The sequence below is a fragment of the Neisseria animaloris genome, from assembly GCF_900637855.1.
GTDB classification, from domain to species: domain Bacteria; phylum Pseudomonadota; class Gammaproteobacteria; order Burkholderiales; family Neisseriaceae; genus Neisseria; species Neisseria animaloris.
Genome location: NZ_LR134440.1, coordinates 2,136,312 through 2,159,739, shown reverse-complemented (window position 1 = coordinate 2,159,739; position 23,428 = coordinate 2,136,312). Strand labels below are relative to the sequence as shown.

The window sequence follows — 23,428 nt, the reverse complement described above, 5'->3', positions numbered from 1 at the left end:
ATTCCACCCAGCCTACGCATCATGACTTACAACGAACTCAGCCACTTTTTTCAGGAAGCCGCACGCTATCCTGCTCTAACGGGCAGCCTCCGTAACCATCTGTTTGCCGCAACGCAGCCACTCCGGGCAGCAGTGCTCCTGGCCGTGGTTTGCCGCTCCAGGCAGTGGGAAGTTTTACTGACACGCCGCTCCGACACCTTACGCCACCATACCGGGCAGATTGCTCTGGCTGGCGGCCGGTGCGATCCGCAAGATAATGGCCCCACCTGCACTGCTTTACGTGAAACGGCCGAAGAAACCGGCATTGCCTCTGCACAATGGCAAACTTTCCCGCCTTTCGAACCTTATTACACGCCGTCGGGTTACGCCGTATTTCCCGTCCCCGCCCTCAGTAGGGACAATCCGCCCACACAAGCCAATGCCGATGAAGTAGCGGAAATATTTTATGTGCCGCTCGCTTTTGTGCTTGATAAAAACAATTACCAAAGCCGCGAGCTTCACTATAACGGTCGAACCCTCAGCACGCCTACTCTGCCGTATCTGCACTACGACATCTGGGGACTGACCGCTACAATTTTGTATGATTTGGCCGAACGCTACGAACAACACACTCTGTGCGTTTCCTCTTGAAAAACATATTGAATAATGCGGCACGTTCGACAGGCCGTCTGAAAAGTTTCCCAATACTTTTCAGACGGCCTGATCACCATAAAAACAAAGCAGAGGCCGTCTGAAACAAAAAAGCACCGTATCTCTACGGTGCTTTTTATGCCAAACCGCTTTTCAGACGGCCTGCCGGTTACGGATGCTTATGCTTATTGGCCCGCTTTCAGACCCTGCCATAAACGTACGCTCAATTTCACCGCATTGGGCGATTTCGGCAGAACCACAAAACTCTTGGCCTTCACTTCCTCGCTCGGGAAAATCGAGTTGTCTTCGGCAAATGATTTTTCCATCAACTCGCGGGCAGGTTTGCTGGCGGGAGCGTAAGTAACGAAATTTCCGTTTTTCGCCGCCACTTGCGGATCAAGCGTATAACTGATGTATTGATGCGCGTTGGCAACGTTTTGCGCACCTTTTGGAATCATGAACGAGTCGATCCAGATGCCTACACCGCTTTTCGGGGTAAGCACTTCGATGTTTACACCGTTTTTGGAATCTTTGGCGCGGTTTTTAGCAATATTCAAATCACCGCCGTAACCGACTGCCACGCAAAGATTACCTGCCGCCATATCGTCGATATAGCCTGAAGAACTGAAGCGTTTCACGTCGGGGCGTACTTTTTTCATCATTTCCACAGCCGCTTTCAAATCATCAGCGTTTTCGCTGTTGGGGTCTTTGCCAATGTAGTTCAAAGCCAGCGGAATTTGTTCGGTGGGGCTGTCGAAGAAACTGATGCCGCATGATTTCAGTTTGGCGGTATATTCGGGATTGAATACCAAATCCCATTCGTTTTCAGGCAGTTTGTCGGTTCCCAAGGCTTTGGTTACTTGGTCTTTATTGATGGCAAGTGTGTTGATGCCCCAGAAATAAGGCACGGCATATTTGTTGCCCGGATCAACCTGATCCATCATTTTCAACAGATCGGGATCGATATTGCCGTAATTGGCAATCATGCTTTTATCGATTTCCTGATAAGCACCCGCTTTAATCTGACGGCCGACGTTGGCAATCGAAGGAGCAACCAAATCATAGCCCGATTTACCGGTAAGCATTTTGGCTTCCAGCGTTTCGTTGCTGTCGTAATAATCGTAGCGGACTTTGACTTTGTTGGCCTTTTCAAACCCGCTCACGGTTACCGGATCGACATAATCAGACCAGTTATAAATATTCAGATTACCCGTTGCCGGAGCAGCCGCCGTTTGTTGCCGTTCGCCGCTTGCCGCCGTGTTTTCTGCCGTTTGTTGCGTATCGGTGTTCCCCGAACCGCCGCACGCCGCTAAAAACAGGCCTGCCATGGCAGAAACCAACCAAGTTTTTTTCATCTTCTTATCCTTCAAAAAAACGTACCGGAAAAAGTACAAAAAAATATTAATCATGCAACGGCAGCGGGCTGCATGCAGCAAGCACCGAGCATTCGGCAACAGGGCGAATTAAACGGCAAAATCCTTTGAGATGCAATACCTTACAAGGTAAAAACAAACATTTTTTAACACAAATTCCGATAGGTTTTTCATCATAAACAACAAATTTTTTCAGACGGCCCGGCCAAGTATGGGAAAAAATCTTCAGACGGCCTGCAAATTTGTCAAATCAGCTGCATTTATGGGAAAATCCTATGATTGAATTTTATGCAAGGGCGACACGAAATGCTGGATAGAGAAGGATATCGCCCCAATGTCGGTATTATATTGACCAACGACCGCAACGAAGTATTCTGGGGCAAACGGGTGCGCGAGCATTCGTGGCAGTTTCCGCAAGGCGGCATCAAACCGGGCGAAAGCCCCGAAACGGCGATGTATCGGGAGCTTTTGGAAGAAGTCGGCCTGCTGCCGCATCACGTTAAGATACTCGGCCGGACACGCGACTGGCTGCGTTACGACGTGCCTACCCATTGGGTGCGGCGGGAATGGCGCGGTTCGTACCGCGGGCAGAAGCAGATTTGGTATCTGTTGCGCTTGGTGGGCCGCGAAAGCGACGTGCATCTGCGCGCGACCAGCCACCCCGAATTCGACGGCTGGCGTTGGCATCAATATTGGGCACCGATAGACGAAGTGATTGATTTCAAACGCGGCGTGTACGAAGGCGCATTGAGCGAGCTTTCCCGCTTTTTGCGCGGTTTGGAAACGCTGGAAGAATTCACCCGCCGCCAACTGGAACTCAAATAATCCCTCCAAACGCTTTCAGGCCGTCTGAAAGCGTTTTTTATGTTCAGACGGCCTCACTGATTAAAACCTGCCACAAACACACTGCCCATAAAATCTTCCTACCCTTCCCGAACTTGGAGAACAACATGAAAGACTTTACCCTCTACACCGTCCCCCAATCACGCGGCGGCATGGCTTTATGGATGCTTGAAGAATGCGGAGCCGATTACGACACCGTGCTGCTTTCTTTCGACAGCCTCAAATCTGCCGACTATCTCGCCGTTAACCCCATGGGTAAGGTACCCGCCTTGAAACACCGCGGCGAAGTACTAACCGAATCTGCCGCCATCGTTACCTACCTTGCCGAACAATTTCCCGAAAAAAATCTGATTCCCGCAGCGGGCAGCGAAGAGCGCGGGCAATATTACCGCTGGCTGCTGTTTGCCGTTCATCTCGAATATGCCGGCATGGACAAAAGGCGCGGCCTTGAAAACGATGGCAACATCAGCCGGGCCATCGGTTACGGCGACTTAAACACCGCCTTAAATACCTTGCTCCAGCACCTCGACGGCCGCGAATATATGGTCGGCAACCACTTTACCGCGCTCGACCTTTACTACGCCGGTTTGTTGGATTGGCTGGTCAACCGTGTTGGCGTATTGCCTGCCGACCCTGTGCTCACAAACTACATCAAGCACCATGCCCAACGTCCCGCAGCGGTGCGTGCCGCAGAATGGAACGGTTGATTGGTTGTGAAAACAGCTTGAGGCCGTCTGAAATCTTTTTCAGACGGCCTCATCTGCTTCAATACCCGCTCTGCTTTTCCGATGCCGTCTGAAACCCCGTTTAAATCATGCTAAAATCCAGCCCGAATCCAACATTGATCTATCTTTTCAAACGACCTGCCGCAATAGGCCGTCTGAAACCGCTTAAACATTTGACTGCGTAACCCTCATGACCACACCCCAATACAGCGAATCCAGTATCACCGTCCTCAAAGGCTTGGAGCCGGTAAAAGAACGGCCGGGCATGTATACCCGCACCGACAGCCCTACCCATATCTGCCAAGAGGTGATCGACAACGCCGCCGACGAAGCGCTCGGCGGTTTTGCCGATGAAATCAAAGTAGAAATCCATGAAGACGGCTCGCTTTCCGTGCGCGACAACGGGCGCGGCATTCCGGTGGGGCTACATCCGGTGGAAGGTTTGCCGGTGGTGGAGCTGGTGTTCACGCAGCTTCATGCGGGCGGTAAGTTCAACAAGAAAGACGGCGGCAGTGCGTATGCTTTTTCAGGCGGCCTGCACGGGGTGGGCGTGTCGGTAACCAACGCGCTTTCCAAACGCCTCGAAGTGACCGTGAAGCGCGAAGGCAAAATCCACCGCATCGTGTTTGCGGGCGGCGCGGTGGTGGAGCCGCTGGCCGAAGTCGGCAAATGTGCGGTGAAAGACAGCGGCACCGAAGTGCGCGTGTGGCCGGACGGCAAATATTTTGAAAGCCCGCAATACAGCATCGCCGAACTCGAACGCCTGTTGCGCGCCAAAGCCGTGCTGCTGCCGGGCGTTACCGTGTCGCTCACCCGCCCCGTTAAAGGCCAGCCCGAGCCGCACGTGCAGACGTGGCATTACCCCAACGGCCTGAAAAGCTATCTGCTCGACTTAATCAGCGAGGCGCAGGAAGCCGTGCCGGTGTTCGCTTCGGAAAACTATCTTTCAGACGGCCACGACAGCGATTTCAGCGCGGGCGAAGGTGCGGCGTTTGCACTCACTTGGCTGGAAGAAGGTTCGTGCAACAGCGAAAGCTATGTAAACCTGATTCCTACCCCGCTCGGCGGCACGCACGAAGCCGGTTTGAAACAGGCGGTGTTCCAAGCGGTAAACAACTTCATCAACCACCACAACCTGCTGCCGCGCGGCGTGAAAGTGCAGAGCGACGACGTATTCAGCCGCGTGGCATTCGTGTTGTCCGCCCGCGTGCTCGACCCGCAATTCCAAGGCCAAACCAAAGACAAGCTCACCAACCGCGACGCGCTCAAGCTCGTCGCCGCCGTGTCGGGCGACCCGCTGGAATTGTGGCTTAACCAAAACGTCGAAGCCGGTAAAAAAATCGCCGAACTCGCCATCAAGCAGGCACAGGCGCGGATGCGTTCGGTAAAAAAAATCGAGAAGAAAAAAGGCAGCGGTGTGGCCGTGCTGCCCGGCAAGCTCACCGATTGCGAAAGCGAAGACATCCGCGAAAACGAACTCTTCTTAGTAGAGGGCGATTCGGCGGGCGGCTCGGCCAAACTCGCGCGCGACAAAGCCACCCAAGCCATTTTGCCCTTGCGCGGCAAAGTGTTGAACAGTTTTGAAGTGCATCAAGACCAACTGTTCGGCAATGCCGAAATCCATGACATCGCCGTCGCCATCGGCGTTGATCCGCACGGTGCGAATGACAACCCCGATTTAAGCGGCCTGCGTTATGGCAAAATCGCCATCCTCTCCGATGCCGACGTGGACGGCTCGCACATCCAAGTGCTGCTGCTCACCCTGTTTTACCGCCACTTCCCCAAACTGGTTTCAGACGGCCACATCTATGTCGCCCAACCGCCGCTGTTCCGCGTGGACGTGAACGCGCAAGGCAAAAGCAAACCCGCGCGCAAATTCTACGCACTCGATCAGGGCGAATTGGACGGCATTTTGGAGCGGCTGCAAAAAGAAGGCGTGAAAGAAACCGCCTATTCCATCAGCCGTTTCAAAGGCTTGGGCGAGATGAACCCCGACCAGCTCAAAGACACCACCATGCACCCCGATACCCGCCGCCTGTTGCAGGTGCAGATTCCCGAAACGGCTCACGAACAAACCCACAGCATCTTTGTCAAACTGATGGGCAAAGGCGAAGCCGCCAGCCGCCGCGCGTGGATGGAAGCCGAAGGCGATACGGCGGAAGTAGATATTTGATTTCAGACGGCCTTGTCGGTACAAGAGGCCGTCTGAAACAGATTACGGCTTTTACTACCTGCCAACCTTTATCAAAGGCCGTCTGAAACATACGGCAGCAAAAGCACGACGCTGCCGCAGCAACAGATAACTTTTCAGACGGCCCCAACCAATCGAGGAAGCAATATGAATCCTAAAAAAATCACCGTTGTCGGCAGCATCAACATGGACTTGGTTACCGGCTCGCCCCGCTTCCCCAAACAGGGCGAAACGCTTTTGGGCACGTCGTTCAACCGCTTCATGGGCGGCAAAGGAGCCAACCAAGCCGTGGCCGCCGCGCGTTTGGGGGCGGACGTGTGCATGATAGGTGCAGTCGGCAACGACGGCTTCGGCAGCGAACTGCTCGCCCATCTCAAGCAGGAAGGCGTTGATACCGCACACGTCAAAATCTTGCCTCATCTGCCCACCGGCATGGCCAACATTACCGTGGCCGGGGGCGACAACCACATCATCGTGGTTTCCGGCGCAAACTTCGGTATCACGCCCGCCGACATCGAAACCTGCGAAGCCCGCATTGCCGAATCCGATGTGGTTTTAAGCCAGCTTGAAATTCCGATGGAATGTGTGATTACCGCCGCCAAGCTCGCCCGCAAACACGGCAAGCCGTTCGTGCTCAACCCCGCCCCCGCCCAAAAACTGCCCGCCGGGCTGCTCGAATTGGTTACACTGCTCACCCCCAACGCCTACGAACTCGCCATCAGCTTGGGGCTGCCGGAAGACACGCCGGTCGAAACCTTAATCCGGCAGGCAGGCCGCCCCGTGCTGATGACGCGCGGCAGCGAAGGCGTGGTCTACAACGACGACAACGGCACGTTGCACAGACAACCGAGCTTTAAAGTTACCCCCGTCGACACCACCGGCGCGGGCGATACCTTTAACGGCGCATTTGCCGTCTTCCTCCATGAAGGAATGGCAACCGCCGTGCGCAAAGCCTGCGCCGCCGCAGCCTTGTCGGTAACCAAAGCCGGTGCGCAAGGCGGCATGCCCACTTTGGCGGAGTTGGAAGCGTTTTTGGCGCAACAGAAATAATCCTGCCTTTGCCATTGTAAGAAGGCCGTCTGAAACTTTTCAGACGGCCTTTTGCCAATCAGCCTTTTTTGCGGTGGATAAAGAAAGCCACTACCGCCGCGATAATGAAGAAAATGCTGATAAAGGGAATGCCATCCTGCTTGGGAGACAACAGAAAATTCACCACCGAAAGCACCAAGAAAGCGATGGAAAGTTTGAGATAGTATCCTTTTTTCATTAAGCATCCTTTTTGAAAAATAAAAGCAGAACGGTTCAGGCATTGAAAAACCGAAGCCGCCCGAACACAGATCCGTCCGGTAACGACCGTTACTTTTACTGAAGGTTCTGTATTTGCGGCACGTATCCGATACCGGCATACGGCAACGCAGCCGCAGCAGCGTGCGTTGGCATTCCCTGCTATATCGACTCCTTCGTATCGGTTACGGGAATCCCACCCTATCTCCGACATACAAAAAAAGGCCGTCTGAAAATATTTTCAGACGGCCTCTTCTCCTCCCAACAACTTACCCGGTGAGGATTATTCCCCGTAATAAGCCTTAGTCAAGATTTCTTCCATATCGGCCACCATCGGTAGGCGCGGATTGGCGGGAGAACATTGGTCTTCGTAAGCCATCATCGCCAACTCTTTGCGGGCAGCCATGAAGGCTTTCTCATCAATACCTTGTTCTTTAAACGACATATTGATGCCCACTTTGCGTGCCAACTCGTCGCAGGCTTTGGCGAAAGATTCCACGCCTTCGGCCGGAGTGCTGCAAGGCAAGCCGAGGGTACGGGCGATTTCTTGGTATTTCACGTCGGCTTTGTAGTGGTTGTATTTCGGCCAAGTGGCGGTTTTTTGCGGACGCGTACCGTTGTAACGGATCACGTGCGGCATCAGAATCGCGTTGGTACGGCCGTGCGGCGTGTGGAATTTTCCGCCGATTTTGTGCGCTAATGAGTGGTTCATCCCCAAAAACGCGTTGGCAAACGCCATACCCGCAATGGTCGAGGCATTGTGCATGCGCTCGCGGGCTTCGGGGTCTTCGGCTCCGTATTTGTACGAACGCTCCAAGAATTCGAACACCAGCTTGATGGCCTGCAATGCCAAACCGTCGGTAAAGTCGTTGGCCAGCACGGAAACATAGGCTTCTACGGCGTGGGTCAATACGTCCAAACCGGTATCGGCGGTAACGTGCGCGGGCACGGTCATGGTAAATGCGGGGTCTACGATGGCAATGGTCGGAGTGAGCGAGTAGTCGGCAATCGGGTATTTTTTGTCGCCGTCGCTGATTACGGTAAACGGAGTAACTTCCGAACCGGTGCCCGAAGTCGTCGGAATGCCGATGAATTTGGCTTTGCGGCCCAATTCGGGGAAGCGGAAGGCGCGTTTGCGGATGTCCATGAATTTTTGCACCAAATCTTCAAATTCGACTTGGGGCTGCTCGTAAAAGAGCCACATGGCTTTGGCCGCATCCATAGCCGAACCGCCGCCCAATGCGATAATGGTATCGGGCTGGAAGCTGCGCATCAGATCGGTGCCTTTGTATACGGTTTGCACGCTGGGATCCGGCTCGACATCGGTAAACAACTGTACGGTTACTTTGTTTTTACGCAAGTGCAATTGATGGGTTACTTTATCGACAAAGCCCAAATCCACCATAGAGCGGTCGGTAACGATCATCACTTTTTCGCACTCTTTCATATCTTGCAGATATTGGATGGAGTCGCGTTCAAAATAAATTTTGGCGGGCACTTTAAACCATTGCATGTTGTTTCTCCGACGGCCTATTTTTTTGATGTTCAACAGATTGACGGCGCTGACGTTGTTGCCGACCGAGTTTTTGCCGTAAGAGCCGCAACCGAGCGTCAGAGAAGGCAGGAAAGCGTTGTACACGTCGCCGATGCCGCCGAAAGTCGAAGGAGAATTCCAAATAACGCGGATGGCTTTCACGCGCGCGCCGAATTCTTTAACCAAATCCCTGTCGGCCGTGTGAATGGCGGCGGAGTGGCCCAAACCGTCGAATTCCACCATTTGCTCGGAAAGTTTCAAGCCTTCTTCGCTACTGGTTGCTTTCAAAAGAGCCAGCACGGGAGAAAGTTTTTCGCGGGTGAGCGGTTCTTTGGGGCCCACTTCGCGGCATTCCGCCATCAGGATATTGGTTTTTTCAGGCACGCTGAAACCGGCTTGCTCGGCAATCCATGCGGCGGATTTGCCTACCACGGCGGAGTTCAATTTGGCCAAGCTGCAATTTTTACTGTCGGCTTTCACACCGAAAATAAAGTCTTCCAACAGCGCTTTTTCTTTTTTGTTGACAACATAAACGCCGTAAGACTTCATCTCGGCAACCAGCTCGTCGTAAATTTCCTTATCTGCGATTACCGCCTGTTCACTGGCGCAAATCATGCCGTTATCAAACGCTTTCGACATCACAATATCGTGTGCCGCCTGCCAGATGTCGGCGGATTTTTCCACATAAGCCGGCACGTTGCCTGCACCCACACCGAGTGCAGGTTTTCCGCAGGAATAAGCCGCTTCCACCATCGCATTGCCGCCGGTAGCCAGGATAGTGGCGATACCCGGATGCTTCATTAATGAAGACGTACCTTCCATAGAAGGTTTTTCAATCCATTGGATACAGTTTTCAGGCGCACCGGCCGCAACTGCGGCATCGCGCACAATCTGTGCGGCATGTGCGGAACATTGCTGGGCGGAAGGATGGAACGAAAACACAATCGGATTGCGTGTTTTCAAAGAAATCAATGCCTTAAAAATCGTAGTAGAAGTGGGATTGGTCGTCGGCACGATACCGCATACCACGCCCACAGGGTCGGCGATTTCGGTAATACCCGTTACATCGTCTTCACTGATGACTCCCACTGTTTTCAAATCGCGCAGGCGGCGCACTACGTTTTCGCAGGCAAACAGGTTTTTAGTGGCTTTGTCTTCAAATATTCCACGGCCGGTTTCTTCCACCGCATGCATGGCAAGCTCGCCGTGTTTGGCCAGTGCCGCAATCGACGCTTTGGCAACGATATAATCGATTTGTTCTTGATTTAACTGACGGAAAGCCTCCAGCGCAACCAAACCTCTTTCAACCAAGCTGTTTACCTCGGCCACTGCTGGGCTTACGGCGGTATCGGCAGATGCGTTCATGTGGTTGTCTCCTGATAGTGTACAAATAAAAAATCTCACTTACGAAACAGTATAAGTAATATTACTACAAAATATATTGACCTAAATCAGAAAGCCTTGCTTCGTCAAACTGTTTTCCGCAACATTTACCCGTCTTCAAAATTAATCTATAAACTTTGAAAAGACAATATCTTAACTATAAACATAAAAATATAAAACCGTCGGTTTTCTTCATTGCCGCCTAACCGGCTATTTAATTTCAACATACCTACTTTTCTTTCATATCCGTACATATCCGGTAAAAAAATTACAAACATATAAAAACATCAGGCCGTCTGAAAAGATTATTCGGGGTGTTCCCTGTCTTTTCAGACGGCCTGATGCTTCCGCAAAATGCTTATAACAAAGCCTGAATTTCTTTTTCCATTTCCAACGGTGTTACGGTGGGAGCAAACCTCCCCACCACCTCACCCTCGCGATTTATCAAAAATTTTGTGAAATTCCATTTAATATCGGCATCCTCATGCCCCATACCGGTAGCTGCCAGCTTCAACAGCCAATCTTTTATCCTATGGCCGCTTCGGTCGTTCGGCTGCCGCGACTTCAAATAGACATAAAGCGGATGGGCGTTTGCCCCGTTTACTTCTATTTTGTCGAAAATCTTAAACTGCGTGCCGAACTTGGTCCGGCATATTTGCACAATTTCCCCGCCGCTTTCCGGTGCCTGATGCCGAAACTGGTTGCACGGGAAATCGAGAATTTCCAACCCCTGCCCCGAATAACGGCTGTAAAGTTGCTGCAACTCTTTATATTGCGGTGTCAGCCCGCAGCGGGTGGCCGTATTCACAATCAGCAGCACCTTGCCCCGATAGCCCGACAACGCCACAATACCGCCTTGTGCATCTTTCACATTGAAATCGTAAAAGTTCATCTTTCTTCCTTTTGTTGCGCTTTTTTTCAGACGGCCTCACGCCAAAGAAAAACGCCGCTCTTTACGAACGGCGTTTAAAGCAATCAGATTATTTACGCAAGCCCAAACGGGTAATCAACTCGCGGTAAGTATCCGGTTTGGTGCGGCGCAAGTAGGCCAGCAGGCGGCGGCGTTGGCTTACCATTTTCAGCAAACCGCGACGGCTGTGGTGGTCTTTAGGATTTGCTTTGAAGTGTGGAGTCAAATCGTTGATACGGAAGGTCAGCAGAGCTACTTGAACTTCTGAAGAACCAGTATCGCCTTCTTTGCGTTGGAAATCTTTAACAATTTGTGCTTTTTGTTCTACGGTCAATGCCATAATGGATAAACTCCGATAAATAAAATGAACCTTTCGGTTCGGACAAGTTTGCCAAGCCTAAACCCGTGCAAACTCCTGAATTCGTTAATAACGAGAGCCGGATTATGCCACAGCTTATTAAAGTTTGCACGGTTTTATCGGAAACCGGCAAACAGATGTTGTAAACTGTTTTCTTCCCTGTATAAGGCCGTCTGAAAACCATTATTGGCCGGCCATATTTTTACCTGCCAGCGAGAATACCATGCCAGAATTACCCGAAGTCGAAACCGCATTGCGCGGTATCAGCCCGCATATCAGCGGCCGAACCGTTAAAAACACTGTCGTACGCCAACCCAAACTGCGTTTTCCGGTTACACCTGATTTAGCCGGCATCCTGCACAACCAAACCGTTTTAAGCTGTACCCGTCGCGCCAAATATCTGTTAGTCGGTTTCAATACCGGCGTGCTGCTGATCCATTTGGGGATGTCGGGCAGCCTGCGCATCCTCACCGCTGAAAATCCCGATATCGACAATCCCGGCAAACACGACCATGTCGATATTGTTTTCGACAACGGCACCGTGCTGCGTTATCGCGATCCGCGCCGTTTCGGTATGGTTTCATGGTTTGCGGGTGCCGCCGAACATCACCCCCTGCTCGCCGCCCTTGGTCCTGAACCGTTCGAACCGCAATTCGATGCTGCTTATCTGTACTCGAAACTGCACGCACAAAAGCGGGCCGTCAAACTCGCTTTGATGGATAATGCCGTGGTAGTCGGTATTGGCAATATTTACGCCAACGAAAGCCTGTTTAAAGCCGGCATTTCCCCCAAACGCCCCGCCGACAAAATCACCAAGCAAGAATGCGTAAAGCTGGTGGAAACGATACAGGCCGTCTTAAACCGCGCCATTGCCACCGGCGGCAGCACTCTGCGCGATTTTGTCGACAGCAACGGACAAAGCGGCTATTTCCAACAGGAATACACCGTATACGGCCGACACAACGAGCCCTGCGTACAATGCGGCGAACTGATTCAGAAAGAAACCCTCGGGCAGCGCGGCACATTCTATTGCAGCCGCTGTCAGAAATAATTTTCAGACGGCCTATTGCAAAGACTTGGTAACAGGCCGTCTGAAAACCGCTTTCCGACTCACAGCAAAGCAAACACTTGTAATATAATCCACGCCTTGCATTTTGATAAAGAACACTTCCCCGATGCCTGCACAAAAAGCCCCCCTCACCCTCCGCTTTGCCCGCCTATTCAAACTGGTAGTCTGGCTGTTTAAAACAGGCCGTAACCTGAACCGGATAGACGGCAGCGACCCCGAGCAGCGCAACCGCGCCATCATCACACTAGGCTCCACCGCTTTGCAGGCACTGGGCGTCAAATTGGATGTTTCCACCCCGCCCGAACATTTCCACACGCACGGCAATTTGGTGGTGGCAAACCATGTTTCATGGCTGGATATTTTCGCCATGAGCGCACTTTATCCCAGCAGTTTTATCGCCAAGCAAGAAATCAGCAACTGGCCCGTGCTCGGCAAAATGGGGCGTAACGCCGGCACGGTTTTCATCAACCGCAATTCGCGCAAAGATGTCGAACCCATCAACCAAGCCATTGCCGCCGCTTTAAAATCCGGCCAAAACGTCAGCTTTTTTCCCGAAGCAAAAACCTCTTCAGGCACCAGTGTTCTGCCGTTTAAAGCCGCGTTGTTTCAATCCGCCATCGACAGCAACGCACCGGTTCAGGTTATGGCTTTGCGCTATTACGACCATTTGGGCAACCGCACCACCGAGCCTTCCTATGCCAACGTGAGCCTGCTGCATTCCATCTGGCGCGTGGTTTCCATGCCCGAACTGCATATCCGCGTCGATTTCTCCAAGCCGGTTTATCCCGACGAACGCCCCGAAACCGACCGCTTTACCCTGAAAGACATCGCCGAAGCATTCGTGCGCAAAAAAGTAGAGGAAGACGAATAACCCAAAGCCGGCAAACCTTCTTTTTCAGACGGCCTTTTATGTTACACTTGCCGCCTGTATCCATTTTCCCACATAAAAAATCATGGCAGGCAATACATTCGGACAACTCTTCACCGTAACCACTTTCGGCGAAAGCCACGGCCCCGCATTGGGCTGCATCATCGACGGCTGCCCGCCCGGGCTTGCATTAAGTATCGCCGACATCCAAACCGATCTCGACCGCCGCAAACCCGGCACCAGCCGCCACGTTACCCAACGGCGCGAAGCCGACGAGGTGGAAATCCTTTCCGGCGTATTTGAAGGTAAAACCACCGGCACACCGATTGCCCTGCTCATCCGCAATACCGACCAGCGCAGCAAAGACTACGGCAACATCGCCCAAAGTTTCCGCCCCGGCCACGCCGACTACACCTATTGGCACAAATACGGCATCCGCGACTACCGCGGCGGCGGCCGCAGCTCCGCCCGCGAAACCGCCGCCCGCGTTGCCGCCGGAGCAGTGGCGAAGAAATGGCTGAAAGAACAATTCGGCACCGAAATCACCGCCTACGTTACCCAAGTAGGCGAAAAAACCATCGCCTTCGAAGGTTACGGACACATCGGCAACAACCCCTTTTTCGCCGCCAACCAAAGCCAAATTACCGAACTCGAAAGCTATATGGACAGCATCCGCAAATCGCTGGATTCGGTCGGGGCCAAACTCGCTATCGAAGCCCGCAACATACCCGTCGGCTTGGGCGAACCCGTATTCGACCGTTTGGATGCCGACATCGCCCATGCCATGATGTCGATTAACGCCGTCAAAGGCGTAGAAATCGGCGCAGGTTTCGGCTGCGTTACCCAGCGCGGCAGCGAACACGGCGACGAACTCACCCCCGAAGGCTTCTTGTCCAACCACGCAGGCGGCATCTTGGGCGGCATCAGCACCGGACAAGACATTACGGTAAACATCGCCGTCAAACCCACCAGCAGCATCGCCACCCCGCGCCGCTCGATTGATATACACGGCAACCCTGTCGAATTGGCTACCCACGGCCGCCACGACCCCTGCGTCGGCCTGCGCGCCGCTCCGATTGCCGAAGCCATGCTTGCCCTGGTGCTGATCGATCATGTCCTGCGCCACCGTGCACAAAATGCCGATGTGAGCGTGGCTACGCCTAATATCGCCCGCCGTTAAAATCCAAACCGAGTGAGGCCGTCTGAAAATATCTTTTCAGACGGCCTTTTCAACATCATGCTGCGTAACAACAAACCATAACCCGAAACGCTGTGAGATAGCAGAAAAATTCAAGTATATGCCGATAAAACCTTAGCCAAAACACTCACTTTATACTAAAATGCCCCCAATTTTCAGCCCTCTACACAGGGCAACGGGTTTATTCACAGGAATACAGACATGACGAAAGAAACCGCTTTGGGTGCTGCACTGAAATCCGCAGTACAAACCATGAGCAAAAAGAAACAAACCGATATGATTGCCGACCACATCTACAATAAATACGATGTGTTCAAGCGTTTCAAGCCGCTAGCCGTCGGTATCGACCAAGACCTTGCTACCGCCCTGCCCCAATTCGATCCGGCTCTGATTGCCCGCGTATTGGCCAATCACTGCCGCCGCCCGCGCTACCTCAAAGCTTTGGCTCGTGGCGGCAAACGCTTCGACCTGAACAACCGCTTCAAAGGCGAAGTAAGCCCCGAAGAACAGGCTATAGCCCAACAGCACCCTGCCGTGCAGCAGGCTTTGGCCGCCCAAGCCGAACGCAAAGCAACCCAAAATGAAACGGCACCGCAACCTACCGGCGAAGTTCCCCTTCCGGAAACCCAAACTGCCGACGAAACCGAAGGATAAAGCACTCCTGCTTATACAAAAACGGCCTGTTTAATCAACAGGCCGTTTTTGTATTGCCCGATTCGGGCAAACATCTGAGGCCGTCTGAAAACAGAAAGCAAATGTCTGTAGTTTTATCTTTGCCTTGCGCATAAAAATCTGCATTCATCACCCCTACGGTACACTAAATAAATATCCTTCCCTATCAAACTTCTATATTCATTCCTTGTCAAAGTTATGCGAAATGCGGCTTCACCCTAACATTTTTTAAAGCTGGCGGCCGCATGATTTACCGATAGCCATCCCACAGGCCGTCTGAAAAGCCTTCTTCCGCTTACCGAGAAACCTGAAGTTTCCTTTGCACGGTCTATGTCACGCTTCACAATATTTGCATTCAAAAAGTTTTTATTTTCAACTCAACAAAGCGAGGATACTTATGAACCAGTCAAAACTTCTTTTCTGGTCGATTACGGTGGCTTTGGCAGGTTTTCTATTCGGCTTTGATACCGTAGTGATTTCAGGTGCGGATCAAGCCCTTCAAAAACTGTGGAACAGCCCCGATTGGTTTCACGGAATCGTTGTCATGTCGTCGGCTTTATGGGGGACGGTTATCGGTGCCCTCTTCGGCAGCATCCCTACCGACAAACTCGGCCGGAAAAAAACCCTGATTTTCATCGGCTTCTTATATATCGTCGGTTCGCTCGGTTCTGCGCTGGTTTCCAACCCGTGGCAGTTTGCATTTTTCCGTTTTATCGGTGGTTTGGGGGTGGGAGCATCCACGATTGCGGCCCCGGCTTATGTGTCTGAAATAGCTCCGCCGGAAAAACGCGGCCGCTTGGTAGCCATGTATCAATTTAATATCGTATTCGGCATTTTGATAGCCTATCTTTCCAATTTTTTATTCAGCAGCTTGGAGCTTGGTGCAAACACTTGGCGTTGGATGTTGGGTGTACAAGTTGTTCCTTCCGTAATCTATACACTGATGGTATTCACCATCCCGATGTCGCCGCGCTGGTTGATGATGCAAGGGCGTTATGACGAAGCACGCTCGGTATTGCAACAGGTAAACCCCCATGCGGATATCAATGAGTTGATGGCGGCTGCCAAAGCTGACAGCGGGCATAGAAAGGAAAGCCTGTGGCTGAAAAAATACCGGCTGCCGGTATTGCTGGCTTTTCTGATTGCTTTTTTTAACCAAATGTCGGGCATCAATGCTTTTCTGTACTATGCCCCGCGTATTTTTGAAATCGCCGGTTTGGAAAAAAGCGCTGCCATGTTAAGCAGCGTAGGCATCGGTTTGATCAATCTGATTTTTACCTTCGTCGGTTTGGCATTAATCGACAAGTTCGGCCGCCGCCAATTGATGTATATCGGTTCTTTCGGCTATATCATCTCATTAGGTTTGGTATCATTGGCATTCTTTCTGCAATGGAAAGGCATGGCCGTACCCTTGTTTTTCTTCCTGTTTATCGCCGCACACGCCATCGGCCAAGGTACGGTAATCTGGGTATTTATTTCCGAGATTTTCCCCAGCCATCTGCGTGCCCAAGGCCAATCCCTCGGCAGCTCCACCCACTGGGTACTTGCTGCGGCCATTCCCGCCATGATTCCGTTTTTATTCGGCAGCATCGGTGCGGCATGGGTATTCGTAGGCTTTACCGTTATGATGGTGCTGCAACTGGTATTCGTGATATTTATGATGCCCGAAACCAAAGGTGTACCGTTGGAAGAACTCTCTCAATCACTGATTAAGGAAAACGTATCATGAAAGTAACCAGTTTCGGCGAAGTATTATGGGACGATCTCCCCGGTGGCAAAGTATTGGGAGGTGCGCCGCTCAATGTGCTCGTTCGCCTACGTTCGCTGGGTATCGATTGCAGTATCATCAGCTGCAGGGGAAACGATGCGGACGGCGAAGAACTATTGCGGCAAATTGAAAACAAAAACGTCGCTACTGACTTGCTACAGGTTTCTGACGAACAGGCCACCGGTTTAGTAAAAGTAACGCTTGATTCATCAGGCTGTGCGTCTTACGACATCGTTTATCCTTGCGCTTGGGACAAAATCCGATTTGAAGAGGCCGCGCTCAAATGTGTAGCGGAATCCGATGCCTTTATTTACGGCAGCCTGTCGACCCGCGACGAAGTTTCCCGTAACACACTGGAACGACTGTTAGAGAAAGCCAAATTTAAAATCTTCGATGTCAACCTGCGCCCGCCCCACTACGACAGCAACCGCCTGCTTTCTATGATCAAACAGGCCGACCTAGTGAAACTGAACGACGATGAACTATACGAATTGGCACAGGCATACGGCTCAAAACAGCACTCTCTCGAGCAAAACATCTGCTATCTCGCCGAACTGTGCGGCATATCGCGAATCTGCGTAACGCTGGGCAGCCATGGTGCCGTGTATTTTGACGATGGAAAAATCTATCACCACTGCGGTTTCCGCGTTAAAGTGGCCGACACCGTCGGTTCGGGCGACAGTTTTCTGGCTGGTTTAACCTACCAACTGCTCAACAAAGCACAACCCCAAGAAGCCTTAACCTTCGCTTGTGCTCTGGGAGCACTGGTTGCAGCACACCACGGTGCGACACCCGAAATCAGCCTGCAGGAAATCGAAAACTTCATTCATCCTGTTTGATCTCCGAGCCACCTCAACCCAATGGCCGTCTGAAAATACCAAACCTTTTCAGACGGCCTCTTACATTCAATTTGCCCCACAGCTACACGATTCAGGTAAAATGCAGCACTTTCATTTATTGCCGCCACACACACATGACTATCGAAAAAACTTCCAAAACCAAATACTGGCTGTTGGCTATTATTGCCATCATCCTCGACCAAGTCAGCAAAACCGCCATACTCAACCGCTTCGAATATACCGAACGGCTCAATATCATTCCGAATTTCTTTGACCTGACATTGGTTTACAACACCGGTGCCGCCTTCAGCTTTTTGGCCGATGCGGGAGGTTGGCAAAAATATTTCTTCCTCGGTCTGGCTGCGGTTATCAGCTTTTATCTGGCCCGTGCGATTGTAAAAGACGATTTCGGCACATGGGGCAAGCTCGGTGCGGCAATGGTTATCGGCGGTGCATTCGGCAATGTAATCGACCGCCTGATTCACGGCCATGTGGTTGATTTTTTGTTGTTTTACTGGAAAAACTGGTATTATCCCGCATTTAATGTCGCCGACAGTTTTATCTGCGTCGGCGCGGTGATGCTGGTTATCGACGGATTCAAACATAAAAAAGACGACAAACAGGCCGTCTGAAAACATACATACCCAAACTTCAAACCATGACAAAAAAAACCATTTTATTAGCCAACCCGCGCGGCTTTTGTGCCGGTGTAGACAGAGCTATCAGCATCGTAGAGCGTGCGCTGGAAGAATTCGGCGCACCGATTTATGTGCGCCACGAGGTGGTACACAATAAATTCGTCGTCGACAACCTGCGTAAAAAAGGTGCTATTTTTATCGAAGATTTGGCCGATGTGCCGGAAGGCGCAACCTTAATCTACTCGGCGCACGGCGTATCGAAAGCAGTGCAGGATGAAGCCGCCGAGCGTGGCTTTCAAGTATTCGATGCCACTTGCCCGCTGGTTACCAAAGTTCATAAAGAAGTTGCCCGCTTGGATGGACAAGGTTATCAAATCATCATGATCGGTCATGCCGGGCACCCCGAAGTGGAAGGCACGATGGGGCAATTACCCGAAGGCAGCATGCTGCTGGTTGAAACGGTAAAAGACGTTGCCAAACTGGAAGTACACGATACCGAAAAGCTGGCGCATGTCAGCCAAACCACCTTATCGGTAGACGAAACCAAAGACATCATCGAAGCCCTGCAGAAACGCTTCCCCCATATCCGCAGCCCGCATAAAGAAGACATCTGCTACGCTACCACCAACCGCCAAGAAGCAGTCAAAGAGTTGGCCGCGCAATGCGACATCGTTATCGTAGTCGGCTCCCCCAACTCTTCCAACAGCAACCGCCTGCGCGAAGTGGCCGCCTTGCGCGGTGTCGATGCTTATATGGTGGATAACGCGAACTACCTGCAACGCGAATGGTTTGAAGGCAAAAACAAAGTCGGCGTAACCGCCGGCGCATCCGCTCCCGAAGTATTGGTACAGGAAGTAATCACCACCATCCAAAATTGGGGGCACGATACCGTACGCGAAGGCGAAGGTGTGGAAGAAAGTATCGTGTTTGTGCTGCCCAAAGCTTTACGCAAAGAATAAAGCCGCCTACATTATTGAAAAAGCAGTAAAGAGGCCGTCTGAAAAACTGTTTTCAGACGGCCTCTTTACAACTTCGGCGATGTTATTGGCTTACGACATAGAACCTTCATTTTGATACAAAGTAAATAACGACACTCCTCGCTTACGGATATTTTCACCGCCGGGCAAATCGGTAAATTCCAAAATCGCCGTTGCCTCAATCACCTCGCCGCCAAGTTTATGAATGAGCTCAATACCTGCCTGCATCGTTCCTCCCGTAGCCACCAAATCGTCAACAAGCAAAACCCGTGCCCCTTTATGGATAGCATCTGTATGGATCTCTACCGCCGCCTCGCCATATTCCAACGTATAGCTTTGAGATACAGTATCAAACGGCAATTTGCCCTTTTTACGGATGGGTACAAAACCCACATTCAATTGATATGCCAACGCGGCACCGATAATAAACCCGCGAGCATCCAACCCCGCCACAACGTCGATTTTCTGACCCATATAGCGGTACACCAATAAATCAACCAGCAAACGAAAATACTCGGGGCTTTGCAAAATCGGCGTAATATCGTGAAATAAAATACCTTTTTTCGGCCAATCAGGTATTTTCCGAATTTTCTCGGCCAATGCCGCCACGCCCATCACTTCTGGGTGAATCAACATAAGATCCCCTTTTTTATCTTTATCAAAATCATTGCGGCCCGGCCGCATCTTAAAAAACCGAACATATAATTGTATAGCGAAAAAAGCGGATAAGTACACTAAACCGCCTCAAAAAATATCTGTCCGTTCCTTCATAGCAGGCCTTCTTTCCGAAGCCGTGGTACGTTGTCGCTGCATAACACAGTGTGGCATAATAAACGGCAATTTTCCCTCCCTTATCAGAACACCATGCAAGCATCTAAAAAAGGCAATATTTTTATCATATCTGCCGCTTCGGGTACCGGCAAAACCACACTGGTTTCCCGCCTGGTAAAGCATCACGACGATATACGCGTTTCCGTATCCCATACCACCCGCCCTCCTCGTTCGGGTGAAGAACACGGCAAACACTATTATTTTGTCGATAACGAAAAATTTGAAGCTTTAATAGGTGAAAGTGCTTTTCTGGAACACGCCAAAGTTTTCGACAATTATTACGGCACCAGCATAGAAGGCGTAAACATCTTACGCGAACAAGGCTACGACGTGATTCTCGAAATCGATATCCAAGGCGCAGAGCAGGTACGACGGGTACTGCCTGACGTATGCAGCATTTTCATTTTACCGCCGTCATTCCAAGAACTCGCCGAACGTCTGAAAGGACGCGGCACCGACACCCCCGAGATTATCTCCAAACGCCTAAGCAAAGCCCGTAATGAAATCGAACAGGCTTTCCTGTTTGATTATGTGGTTGTCAATAATGATGTCGTTACCGCCGAAGCCGACTTACTGCACATCATCAAATCACACCGCCTGAAATTGCCTTCCCAACAAGTATTTATTGAAAATCTGTTGGAAAAATCTTAAAAAACAGCGACAATAACATTTTTACACAAGAAAGTACTACCAAAATGGCCCGTATTACCGTAGAAGACTGCATTACCAAAATCCCCAATCATTTCGACCTGACGCTGACTGCTGCACGCCGTGCACGCCAGCTCGAAAACGGCAACACCCCGCTGGTTGACGACATCCGCAACAATAAACCCACCGTTACCGCCCTGCGCGAAATCGCTGCCGGTGAAATCGGCGTGGAATTGCTCAAACGCGGCAAATAAATACAACAAAACAAGCACTAAGGCCGTCTGAATGCTTGCCCCCCAGCCTACCGCCCCTTACGATCCGCTCACAGCAGAGGCTCGCGAATTACTTTTCCGCACCGCTTCTTACCTGAACAGTGAAGAAAAGGTGTTACTTGAAAAAGCCTGTGCCTTCGCTTTTCACGCCCATGACGGCCAAACCCGTAAAAGCGGCGAACCCTACATCACCCATCCGCTTGCGGTAGCCACCCAGTTGGCTGTCTGGCATATGGATATACAAGGTCTGTGCGCGGGCGTCATGCATGACGTTCTAGAAGATACCGGCGTAACCAAAGTCGAAATGGCTGCCGAGTTCGGCGAAACCATTTCCGAAATGGTAGACGGTCTCTCCAAACTCGAAAAGCTCGAATACGGCAGTCAGGCCGAGCATCAAGCGGAAAGTTTCCGCAAACTGATTCTGGCGATGACCAAAGACGTGCGCGTGATCGTGGTTAAATTGGCAGACAGACTGCACAACATGCGTACACTCGGTTCGATGCGTCCCGAAAAGCGCCGCCGCATTGCTCAAGAAACCCTTGAAATATACGCACAAATTGCCAACCGTATCGGCCTGAACAATGCTTATCAGGAATTACAGGATTTATCATTCCAAAATCTCCACCCGCGCCGCTATGCAACATTGCAAAAAGCGATGAATGCGAGCCGCCGCAACCGCCGAGATGTAGTAGGTAAAGTTTTACGTGCATTCAGTCAACGTCTGGTTGGCGCCAACATTGAAGCGAAAATCAAAGGCCGCGAAAAAAACCTTTACAGCATTCACCAGAAAATGCAGGCAAAAAACTTGCGCTTCGCCGATGTGATGGATATCTACGGCTTCCGTGTTATCGTCAACAGCGTTCCCGCATGTTATGCCGCCCTCGGAGCGCTACATGACCTGTATCAGCCCAAACCGGGACGCTTTAAAGACTATATTGCCATTCCGAAAAGCAACGGCTACCAAAGCCTGCATACTACTTTAGTCGGTCCTTACGGCCTGCCAATTGAAGTGCAGATACGCACCCGTGAAATGGATGCCGTAGCAGAAGGTGGGGTAGCCGGCCATTGGATTTACAAATCGGGTGAGAATACGATTGACCAAGCCACCCTGCATACCAACCAATGGCTTAAAAACATCCTTGATCTTCAAGCCGGCAGCGCGAACGCCATCGAGTTTCTCGAAGCCGTTAAAGTCGATTTATTTCCCAACGAAGTATATATCCTTACACCCAGAGGAAAAATTCTGGCCCTGCCGGAGGGTGCCACCCCCATTGACTTTGCATATGCCGTGCATACCGATGTCGGGCACCACACCGTTGCCGCCCGTGTCAACAACACCATGATGCCTTTGCGTACCAAGTTGAAGACAGGAGATTCGGTTGAAATCATCACTTCCGAGCAAGCCAAACCAAACCCTGCTTGGTTGAGCTTTGCCGTATCCAGCCGCGCACGCAGCGCCATCCGTAATTATATTAAAAACATGAACCGCCAAGATGCGGTTACACTTGGCGAAAACCTGCTGCAAAAAGCCCTATCCAGCTTATTGCCGCAGAATGTATTGCTTTCAGATGACCTCAAAGAGAAATATCTTACTGATCTCAACAATAAGCAAACTACTTTCGAAGACGTGTTGTACAACGTCGGCATGGGACATACTTTACCGGTATCCGTTGCCATGCATATTGCAGAACTCGCCGGCGAGCATTTCGGCGATGAAGTTCGCCTCAGTCCGATTAAAATCAACGGCAACGAAACCGGCCGTGTGCATTTGGCACAATGCTGCACCCCTATCCCGGGTGATAATATCCGTGCCGTATTGATTAAAGATCAAGGTATGGTTATACACCGCGATACTTGCCCGAATGTATTGAAAACCGACCCCGAGCAACAACTTGATGCAAATTGGGACAGCATACGCGACCGTAGTTTCCGCACTTCGCTCACCGTCGGTTCCCGCGACACACACGGTCTGCTTGCTGCCATGGCTCAAGCAATTTCAGGAGCAAACGCCGACATCGAATCGGTGGAAACACCGTCGCAAAAACAAGCCGGAACCGAAGGTTTTATTGAATTCAAATTCTTCATCAAAGTTAAGGATACGGCTCAATTGGACGAAATCATCCGAGCCCTTCATGCTATTCCGCATGTGCGCCGCGTTGTGCGCAACTAGAAAACACTGAAATTTCCAAGCCGGGAGGCCGTCTGAAAAGTTTTTCAGACGGCCTCCCGGCTTGGAAATTTTGTATTTTCGTATTATGGAAACTTTTGCAAAACCAACTTCAAAACTCGGCCGCATTGAAATACTCTTACAAACCGGTTATGGCAAAACAATGCTATCAAGTTCTTCTCTACATGCGATTCAATCGCATATTTTCCTTATGTCATAAAGAATTTTTTCCTAAACTTTTTATTTATTT

22 protein-coding genes are annotated in these 23,428 nt (G+C 51.1%); 16 read left to right on the top strand and 6 right to left on the bottom strand.

Features of this window, described 5'->3' with window-relative positions; all coding sequences use genetic code 11:
* Nucleotides 1–21 precede the first annotated feature (21 nt).
* Complete coding sequence (locus EL216_RS10145; protein WP_085390201.1) at nucleotides 22–630, top strand: NUDIX hydrolase; 609 nt, start codon at nucleotides 22–24, stop codon at nucleotides 628–630.
* A 185-nt stretch (nucleotides 631–815) separates the two neighbouring features.
* Here EL216_RS10145 and EL216_RS10140 read toward each other — a convergent pair whose 3' ends face one another.
* A complete protein-coding gene (locus tag EL216_RS10140) occupies nucleotides 816–1,985 on the bottom strand; it encodes a polyamine ABC transporter substrate-binding protein (RefSeq protein ID WP_085390200.1) in 1,170 nt (389 codons plus the stop codon).
* 324 nt (nucleotides 1,986–2,309) lie between these two features.
* Between EL216_RS10140 and EL216_RS10135 the strand changes: the two genes are divergently transcribed.
* The 4 genes from EL216_RS10135 to rbsK all read left to right on the top strand — a co-directional run bounded on the left by EL216_RS10135 (nucleotide 2,310) and on the right by rbsK (nucleotide 6,812).
* Nucleotides 2,310–2,828, top strand: a complete 519-nt coding sequence (locus EL216_RS10135; protein ID WP_054600166.1) for an RNA pyrophosphohydrolase — start codon at nucleotides 2,310–2,312, stop codon at nucleotides 2,826–2,828.
* A 125-nt stretch (nucleotides 2,829–2,953) separates the two neighbouring features.
* Nucleotides 2,954–3,553: a glutathione S-transferase family protein gene (locus EL216_RS10130; protein ID WP_085390198.1), complete on the top strand. Its 600-nt coding sequence runs from the start codon at nucleotides 2,954–2,956 to the stop codon at nucleotides 3,551–3,553.
* Nucleotides 3,554–3,761: 208 nt separating this feature from the next.
* Entirely contained in the window at nucleotides 3,762–5,744 is a 1,983-nt protein-coding gene (locus EL216_RS10125) for a DNA topoisomerase IV subunit B (RefSeq protein WP_085390197.1), read from the top strand.
* Between the two features lie 165 nt (nucleotides 5,745–5,909).
* Entirely contained in the window at nucleotides 5,910–6,812 is a 903-nt protein-coding gene (rbsK, locus tag EL216_RS10120) for a ribokinase (protein WP_085390196.1), read from the top strand.
* Nucleotides 6,813–6,870: 58 nt separating this feature from the next.
* Here the strand turns inward: rbsK and EL216_RS11110 are convergent, their stop codons facing one another.
* The 4 genes from EL216_RS11110 to rpsO form a co-directional block, all read right to left on the bottom strand.
* Entirely contained in the window at nucleotides 6,871–7,029 is a 159-nt protein-coding gene (locus EL216_RS11110) for a hypothetical protein (RefSeq protein ID WP_158087726.1), read from the bottom strand.
* Between the two features lie 300 nt (nucleotides 7,030–7,329).
* Nucleotides 7,330–9,945, bottom strand: a complete 2,616-nt coding sequence (gene adhE / locus EL216_RS10115) for a bifunctional acetaldehyde-CoA/alcohol dehydrogenase (protein WP_085390195.1) — start codon at nucleotides 9,943–9,945, stop codon at nucleotides 7,330–7,332.
* 376 nt (nucleotides 9,946–10,321) lie between these two features.
* Entirely contained in the window at nucleotides 10,322–10,855 is a 534-nt protein-coding gene (locus tag EL216_RS10110) for a glutathione peroxidase (protein ID WP_085390194.1), read from the bottom strand.
* Between the two features lie 88 nt (nucleotides 10,856–10,943).
* Nucleotides 10,944–11,213 carry a 30S ribosomal protein S15 gene (rpsO, locus tag EL216_RS10105; protein ID WP_085390193.1) on the bottom strand — a complete coding sequence of 90 codons (270 nt, stop codon included), beginning with the start codon at nucleotides 11,211–11,213 and terminating at the stop codon, nucleotides 10,944–10,946.
* A gap of 241 nt (nucleotides 11,214–11,454) precedes the next feature.
* Here rpsO and mutM point away from each other — a divergent pair, with 241 nt between their 5' ends.
* From mutM to ispH, 8 genes are all read left to right on the top strand, one after another.
* On the top strand, nucleotides 11,455–12,282 hold the full coding sequence (gene mutM / locus EL216_RS10100; protein WP_085390192.1) for a bifunctional DNA-formamidopyrimidine glycosylase/DNA-(apurinic or apyrimidinic site) lyase: 828 nt from the start codon (nucleotides 11,455–11,457) through the stop codon (nucleotides 12,280–12,282).
* A 124-nt stretch (nucleotides 12,283–12,406) separates the two neighbouring features.
* Nucleotides 12,407–13,171 carry a 1-acylglycerol-3-phosphate O-acyltransferase gene (locus tag EL216_RS10095; protein WP_085390191.1) on the top strand — a complete coding sequence of 255 codons (765 nt, stop codon included), beginning with the start codon at nucleotides 12,407–12,409 and terminating at the stop codon, nucleotides 13,169–13,171.
* Between the two features lie 82 nt (nucleotides 13,172–13,253).
* Nucleotides 13,254–14,348, top strand: coding sequence for a chorismate synthase (aroC, locus tag EL216_RS10090; protein WP_085390190.1), 1,095 nt, complete (start codon nucleotides 13,254–13,256; stop codon nucleotides 14,346–14,348).
* Nucleotides 14,349–14,567: 219 nt separating this feature from the next.
* The gene (locus tag EL216_RS10085) at nucleotides 14,568–15,020 is read left to right on the top strand and encodes a ProQ/FINO family protein (RefSeq protein ID WP_085390189.1); all 453 of its coding nucleotides are present in this window, start codon (nucleotides 14,568–14,570) and stop codon (nucleotides 15,018–15,020) included.
* 415 nt (nucleotides 15,021–15,435) lie between these two features.
* The gene (locus tag EL216_RS10080) at nucleotides 15,436–16,767 is read left to right on the top strand and encodes a sugar porter family MFS transporter (protein ID WP_085390188.1); all 1,332 of its coding nucleotides are present in this window, start codon (nucleotides 15,436–15,438) and stop codon (nucleotides 16,765–16,767) included.
* Entirely contained in the window at nucleotides 16,764–17,645 is an 882-nt protein-coding gene (locus EL216_RS10075; protein WP_085390187.1) for a carbohydrate kinase family protein, read from the top strand. The genes EL216_RS10080 and EL216_RS10075 overlap by 4 nt, the downstream gene beginning before the upstream one ends.
* A gap of 134 nt (nucleotides 17,646–17,779) precedes the next feature.
* On the top strand, nucleotides 17,780–18,277 hold the full coding sequence (lspA, locus tag EL216_RS10070; RefSeq protein WP_085390186.1) for a signal peptidase II: 498 nt from the start codon (nucleotides 17,780–17,782) through the stop codon (nucleotides 18,275–18,277).
* A 26-nt stretch (nucleotides 18,278–18,303) separates the two neighbouring features.
* A complete protein-coding gene (ispH, locus tag EL216_RS10065) occupies nucleotides 18,304–19,242 on the top strand; it encodes a 4-hydroxy-3-methylbut-2-enyl diphosphate reductase (RefSeq protein ID WP_085390185.1) in 939 nt (312 codons plus the stop codon).
* Between the two features lie 90 nt (nucleotides 19,243–19,332).
* Here ispH and EL216_RS10060 read toward each other — a convergent pair whose 3' ends face one another.
* Complete coding sequence (locus EL216_RS10060) at nucleotides 19,333–19,896, bottom strand: adenine phosphoribosyltransferase (RefSeq protein ID WP_085390345.1); 564 nt, start codon at nucleotides 19,894–19,896, stop codon at nucleotides 19,333–19,335.
* A 228-nt stretch (nucleotides 19,897–20,124) separates the two neighbouring features.
* Between EL216_RS10060 and gmk the strand changes: the two genes are divergently transcribed.
* Genes gmk through EL216_RS10045 form a run of 3 tightly spaced genes read left to right on the top strand, consistent with a single transcriptional unit; the run spans nucleotide 20,125 to nucleotide 23,181 of the window.
* Nucleotides 20,125–20,742 carry a guanylate kinase gene (gene gmk, locus EL216_RS10055; protein ID WP_085390184.1) on the top strand — a complete coding sequence of 206 codons (618 nt, stop codon included), beginning with the start codon at nucleotides 20,125–20,127 and terminating at the stop codon, nucleotides 20,740–20,742.
* 44 nt (nucleotides 20,743–20,786) lie between these two features.
* A complete protein-coding gene (gene rpoZ, locus EL216_RS10050) occupies nucleotides 20,787–20,993 on the top strand; it encodes a DNA-directed RNA polymerase subunit omega (RefSeq protein ID WP_085390183.1) in 207 nt (68 codons plus the stop codon).
* Nucleotides 20,994–21,024: 31 nt separating this feature from the next.
* On the top strand, nucleotides 21,025–23,181 hold the full coding sequence (locus EL216_RS10045) for a RelA/SpoT family protein (protein WP_085390182.1): 2,157 nt from the start codon (nucleotides 21,025–21,027) through the stop codon (nucleotides 23,179–23,181).
* Nucleotides 23,182–23,428 lie beyond the last annotated feature (247 nt).

Bases quoted from the DNA above. Each gene is read 5' to 3' on its own strand.
- gmk (WP_085390184.1), top strand. From the start codon at position 20,125: ATGCAAGCATCTAAAAAAGGCAATATTTTTATCATATCTGCCGCTTCG.
- EL216_RS10080 (WP_085390188.1), top strand. From the start codon at position 15,436: ATGAACCAGTCAAAACTTCTTTTCTGGTCGATTACGGTGGCTTTGGCA.
- EL216_RS11110 (WP_158087726.1), bottom strand. From the start codon at position 7,029: ATGAAAAAAGGATACTATCTCAAACTTTCCATCGCTTTCTTGGTGCTT.
- lspA (WP_085390186.1), top strand. From the start codon at position 17,780: ATGACTATCGAAAAAACTTCCAAAACCAAATACTGGCTGTTGGCTATT.
- aroC (WP_085390190.1), top strand. From the start codon at position 13,254: ATGGCAGGCAATACATTCGGACAACTCTTCACCGTAACCACTTTCGGC.
- EL216_RS10130 (WP_085390198.1), top strand. From the start codon at position 2,954: ATGAAAGACTTTACCCTCTACACCGTCCCCCAATCACGCGGCGGCATG.
- EL216_RS10110 (WP_085390194.1), bottom strand. From the start codon at position 10,855: ATGAACTTTTACGATTTCAATGTGAAAGATGCACAAGGCGGTATTGTG.
- EL216_RS10095 (WP_085390191.1), top strand. From the start codon at position 12,407: ATGCCTGCACAAAAAGCCCCCCTCACCCTCCGCTTTGCCCGCCTATTC.
- EL216_RS10145 (WP_085390201.1), top strand. From the start codon at position 22: ATGACTTACAACGAACTCAGCCACTTTTTTCAGGAAGCCGCACGCTAT.
- rpsO (WP_085390193.1), bottom strand. From the start codon at position 11,213: ATGGCATTGACCGTAGAACAAAAAGCACAAATTGTTAAAGATTTCCAA.
- EL216_RS10125 (WP_085390197.1), top strand. From the start codon at position 3,762: ATGACCACACCCCAATACAGCGAATCCAGTATCACCGTCCTCAAAGGC.
- EL216_RS10075 (WP_085390187.1), top strand. From the start codon at position 16,764: ATGAAAGTAACCAGTTTCGGCGAAGTATTATGGGACGATCTCCCCGGT.
- mutM (WP_085390192.1), top strand. From the start codon at position 11,455: ATGCCAGAATTACCCGAAGTCGAAACCGCATTGCGCGGTATCAGCCCG.
- ispH (WP_085390185.1), top strand. From the start codon at position 18,304: ATGACAAAAAAAACCATTTTATTAGCCAACCCGCGCGGCTTTTGTGCC.
- rbsK (WP_085390196.1), top strand. From the start codon at position 5,910: ATGAATCCTAAAAAAATCACCGTTGTCGGCAGCATCAACATGGACTTG.
- adhE (WP_085390195.1), bottom strand. From the start codon at position 9,945: ATGAACGCATCTGCCGATACCGCCGTAAGCCCAGCAGTGGCCGAGGTA.
- rpoZ (WP_085390183.1), top strand. From the start codon at position 20,787: ATGGCCCGTATTACCGTAGAAGACTGCATTACCAAAATCCCCAATCAT.
- EL216_RS10085 (WP_085390189.1), top strand. From the start codon at position 14,568: ATGACGAAAGAAACCGCTTTGGGTGCTGCACTGAAATCCGCAGTACAA.
- EL216_RS10135 (WP_054600166.1), top strand. From the start codon at position 2,310: ATGCTGGATAGAGAAGGATATCGCCCCAATGTCGGTATTATATTGACC.
- EL216_RS10140 (WP_085390200.1), bottom strand. From the start codon at position 1,985: ATGAAAAAAACTTGGTTGGTTTCTGCCATGGCAGGCCTGTTTTTAGCG.
- EL216_RS10060 (WP_085390345.1), bottom strand. From the start codon at position 19,896: ATGTTGATTCACCCAGAAGTGATGGGCGTGGCGGCATTGGCCGAGAAA.
- EL216_RS10045 (WP_085390182.1), top strand. From the start codon at position 21,025: ATGCTTGCCCCCCAGCCTACCGCCCCTTACGATCCGCTCACAGCAGAG.